We start from the raw sequence: 3,806 nt of genomic DNA, 5'->3' as shown, positions 1-3,806 counted from the left end.
GTCCGGATAGCCGGCGGGCCGCCCCGGCCGGGACGGCCCGCCGGCTATCCGGACACCCGGTGCCGCGCCCGCTGAAGCGGAGCAAAGGACGCCACGACGGTCGGGCGGGCCTTTGCTCCGCCAACTGGCGCAGCGCCGGAAAATGCGCCGATAAATGCGCCGCCGATTATTCGTGAATGGCGTGGACGCTCCCGGCGAGGCGGCAAGAATGTGACAGAGGGAAGCCAAAAACGGGGGGACAGAACATGACGTCGAGGCGGCGACTGACGCTGTTGGCGGTAACCATCGCAGCCGCACCACTCGTCCTGGGTGGGTGTACCGCCGACCGGGACGCGGCGACCGGGTCGGCCAAGGGGCACGCCGCCCCACCGGAACTCACCGTGACGCCGGGGGACAAGGCCCGGGAGGTCCCGGTCAGCGCGGAGGTGGGCACCACGGTCAAGGGTGGCCGGGTCACCGGCGTGCGGCTCACCGATGACAAGGGCGCGCAGGTCAAGGCCGAACCGCGCGAGGACGGCTCGGGCTGGGTGCCGAGCGTGCCGCTGGCGCCCAAGCGGACGTACACCGCCGAGGTGACCGCGACCGGCGACTCGGGCGCCACCACCACGCGCACCACCACGTTCACCACGATGGCCAAGTCCACCAAGCCGCAGATCGCCAGCACCCTCTATTTCGTCGGCAACCGGACGTACGGCACGGCGATGCCGGTAACCGTGGCGTTCGACCCGGGAATTCCGAAAGAGGCCAGAGCAGATGTCCAACGGCGGTTGTTCGTAAAGACGAATCCGCCGCAACCGGGTACGTGGTCGTGGCTCGACGACGGATCGCAGGTCTATTACCGAGCCCCCGATTTCTGGAAGCCGGGGACGACCATCAGCGTGCGGGCCGGCCTGGAGGGCCTGCCCATCGGCAAGGACCGGGTCGGCGACGCCGAGCGCACCGCGACCTCGAAGATCGGCCGGCAACTCGCGCTGGAGATCGACAACGCGACCAAGCAGATGACCGTGCTGCGCGACGGCAAGCAACTCCGGCAGATCCCGGTCAGCCTCGGCAAGCCGAGCACACCCAGCTCCAGCGGCAAGATGGTGATCATGGAGAAGCACGAGCGGACCACCTTCGACACCCGAGGTGAACCCAACGGCGGCTACGTGGTCGACGTCGACGACGCCCAGCGCTACACCTGGGGTGGCGAGTTCATCCACTCGGCCCCGTGGTCGGAGGGGGACCAGGGCAACACCAACGTCTCCCACGGCTGCGCCAACGTCTCCGCCACCGCGGCCGACTGGCTGATGGGTGTGACCCAGGTCGGTGACCTGATCACCGTCAAGGGCACCGAGGTGGAGTTGCAGCCGGGCAACGGCTGGACCGCGTGGAACGTGAGCTGGGACGAGTTCGTCCGGGGCAGCGCCCTGCCCGTGCCGTCCGGGCTGAAGCCCGCGCCGCCCGCACCGGCGCACCCGGGCGCGGTGGCCGGGGGATCACCCGCCCCGGCACCCTCGGTCAGCGGTCGCTGAGACACCGCCGACGGCCGTCGGGGTCGGCCCGCCAACGCGGCGGGCCGACCCCGCGTCATCAGTTCAGGGGTACGCGGGCCACACCCGGCCCGATCAGGCTGCCCAACCAGAGGTGGGCGCCGTGCTGGCGTACCCCGGTGATCATCCAGTAGTGCCCGGCCGGACCGTGCAGCGTCCGGCGGACCGTTCCGTCTCCGTCGACCAGCGCGACCAGCCCGTAGCGGCGCGGTTGCGGCTGCATCGCGTCGGGCAGCAGCGCGGCGATCTGACGCAGTCGCGGATGCGGCAGCAACCGCTCGGCGATCGGCACCCGGGGGCTGGGCAACGCGATCCAGTACGTCCCGTCGCCCACCGCGGAGAGATTGTCCGGGTATGCGGGCAGGTCGGCCAGCACCCGCACCCCACCGCCCAACTCGACGCGCAGCAGCCGGTGGGTGGTGGTCTCCACCAGCATCAACGCCGACTCGTCGGGAGTCAGCGCGATCCCGTTCGGGAAGTACAACCCGTCGGCCACCACGTCGGTGCGTCCGCTGCCCGGGTGGTACGCCAGCACCCGGCCGTTGGGGCGGTGCTCCAGCAGGTCCCGCTTCCAGTGCGAGACCGGGAACCGGTCCGAGGAGTCGGTGAAGTAGATGGTGCCGTCGCGGGCCACCGCCGCGTTGTTGGCCAGGTGCACCGGCGGCGCCGTCCCGGTCAGCTCGCGTACCGCCCCGTCCGGCGTGACCCGCAGCACCCCCCGGTACGCGTCGCAGACGATCAGCGCCTCCCCGGACGGGTCCGACTCGATGCCGAGCGGCCGGCCGCCGGTCTCGGCCAGCAGCCGGGGCTCGGTGCCGGCGGGCGCGTCGGCCGGCCACCACCAGAGCCGGCCGTCCTCGTCACCGCTGATCACCCGCCCAGCCGGGTCGACCAGCACGTCCTCCGGGCCGACCGCGCCGTCGGGCAGCGGCAGCAGGTCGGCCCGGTCGAGGCGGCTGTCGGTGGCGGCCCACGCCCCGGTGAGCGGGGGAGGCACGGTGGCGGGCTCGCGTACGGGCCGGATCAGCCGGGGCGGCCGGGGCCGGGGGATCACCATCGGTCCATTGTCACCCGCCGATGTCAGCCGTTCCCGCATCTCCGCACCCGCCGCGCGCCGCCGCCATGGTCGACTCCGAGGGAGTCGGGGCGCCCGCCGGGGCGATCGGCCAGGGCGGGTGACCCAGCGCACCGCACCCCGGGCCTCCACCCCGAGAGGGACCCGGGGTGCCTCCGGGGATGACCCTGGACGTACCCGGAATCACTCCGGCGAGGGGCGAAAGTGTCGGTGGTGGGGGATAGGTTTCTGGGCATGGGAGAGCGCAGCGACCGGTTGGACGTGCAGGTCAACGTGGGTGACCGGGTGGTCCAGGTGCGAGTGGCCGGCGAGGTCGACATCGCCACCGTGGCCGCGTTCCGATCCGCGCTGTGGTCCGCTCCGGCGGGCTCGGTGCTTCAGCTCGACATGTCCGGCCTTCGGCTGCTCTCCGCCGCCGGTGTGCGCACGCTGCTCGCCGCGCACCTGCGCGTCCGGGCCTGTGGCGGGGAGCTGATCCTCGTCGACCCGACGCCGGTGGTCGCCCGGGTGCTGCGCGCCACCGGCCTGCACCGGGTCATGACGGTGCTGGAGCCGACCCGCGTCGTCGAGGCCGCCCGTCTTCCGGCCACCCCGACCGCAGACCTGATGCTGGCCGCCTGACCGCGGCTCCTCGCACGTCTGTCCGTGAGGCGGTGCGGGGGCCGCCGGCGTCGGCCGGCGACCCCCTCTGGAGAGTCGGTCAGCGCACGTCGAGCAGGTCGACGACGAAGACCAGGGTCTCGCCCGGCTTGATGACGCCGCCCGCGCCGCGGTCGCCGTACCCGAGGTGCGGCGGAATGGTGAGGCGACGCCGGCCGCCGACACGCATGCCCACCACGCCCTGGTCCCAGCCGGCGATGACCTGGCCGCCGCCGAGCGGAAACTCGAACGCCTCGCCACGGTTCCACGACGAGTCGAACTCGTTGCCGCTGGAGTGCGACACGCCGACGTAGTGCACGCTGGCGAGCTGACCCGGCTGCGCCTGCGGGCCCTCGCCCACGGCGATGTCCTCGATCACGAGGTCGGCCGGCGGCGCACCCTCGATCGGACCCACCTCGGGCTTGCCCGAACGGGCGCCTGCTGCCTGGTTCATGCGGGGATCTCCTGCCGTGTTGGGTGATGTGTCCGGTCACCGTCGATCCTGCCGGATCACACCCCGCCAATGTGCAGCGGACCCACCACCCCGCCGCTCCCGCCCT

Annotated in this window: 4 protein-coding genes; 2 read left to right on the top strand and 2 right to left on the bottom strand. The window is 72.4% G+C overall.

Annotated elements, in window-relative coordinates:
* The first annotated feature begins 245 nt into the window (after positions 1 to 245).
* On the top strand, positions 246 to 1,514 hold the full coding sequence (locus F8271_RS30440) for an Ig-like domain-containing protein (RefSeq protein ID WP_151493240.1): 1,269 nt from the start codon (positions 246 to 248) through the stop codon (positions 1,512 to 1,514).
* Between the two features lie 58 nt (positions 1,515 to 1,572).
* Here F8271_RS30440 and F8271_RS30435 read toward each other — a convergent pair whose 3' ends face one another.
* Positions 1,573 to 2,589 (bottom strand): SMP-30/gluconolactonase/LRE family protein, encoded by a 1,017-nt coding sequence (locus tag F8271_RS30435; protein ID WP_151493239.1) that lies wholly within the window; start codon positions 2,587 to 2,589, stop codon positions 1,573 to 1,575.
* 252 nt (positions 2,590 to 2,841) lie between these two features.
* On the opposite strand from F8271_RS30435, the gene F8271_RS30430 reads away from it, so the two are divergent.
* On the top strand, positions 2,842 to 3,228 hold the full coding sequence (locus tag F8271_RS30430) for an STAS domain-containing protein (protein WP_151493238.1): 387 nt from the start codon (positions 2,842 to 2,844) through the stop codon (positions 3,226 to 3,228).
* A 79-nt stretch (positions 3,229 to 3,307) separates the two neighbouring features.
* On the opposite strand, the gene F8271_RS30425 is transcribed toward F8271_RS30430, so the two are convergent.
* A complete protein-coding gene (locus F8271_RS30425) occupies positions 3,308 to 3,700 on the bottom strand; it encodes an FKBP-type peptidyl-prolyl cis-trans isomerase (RefSeq protein ID WP_151493237.1) in 393 nt (130 codons plus the stop codon).
* Positions 3,701 to 3,806 lie beyond the last annotated feature (106 nt).

Source organism: Micromonospora sp. ALFpr18c (assembly GCF_008868155.1).
In the GTDB taxonomy this organism is placed as follows: domain Bacteria; phylum Actinomycetota; class Actinomycetes; order Mycobacteriales; family Micromonosporaceae; genus Micromonospora.
Note: the sequence above shows the minus strand (reverse complement) of the source record. Positions and strands in the feature narration are given on the sequence as shown.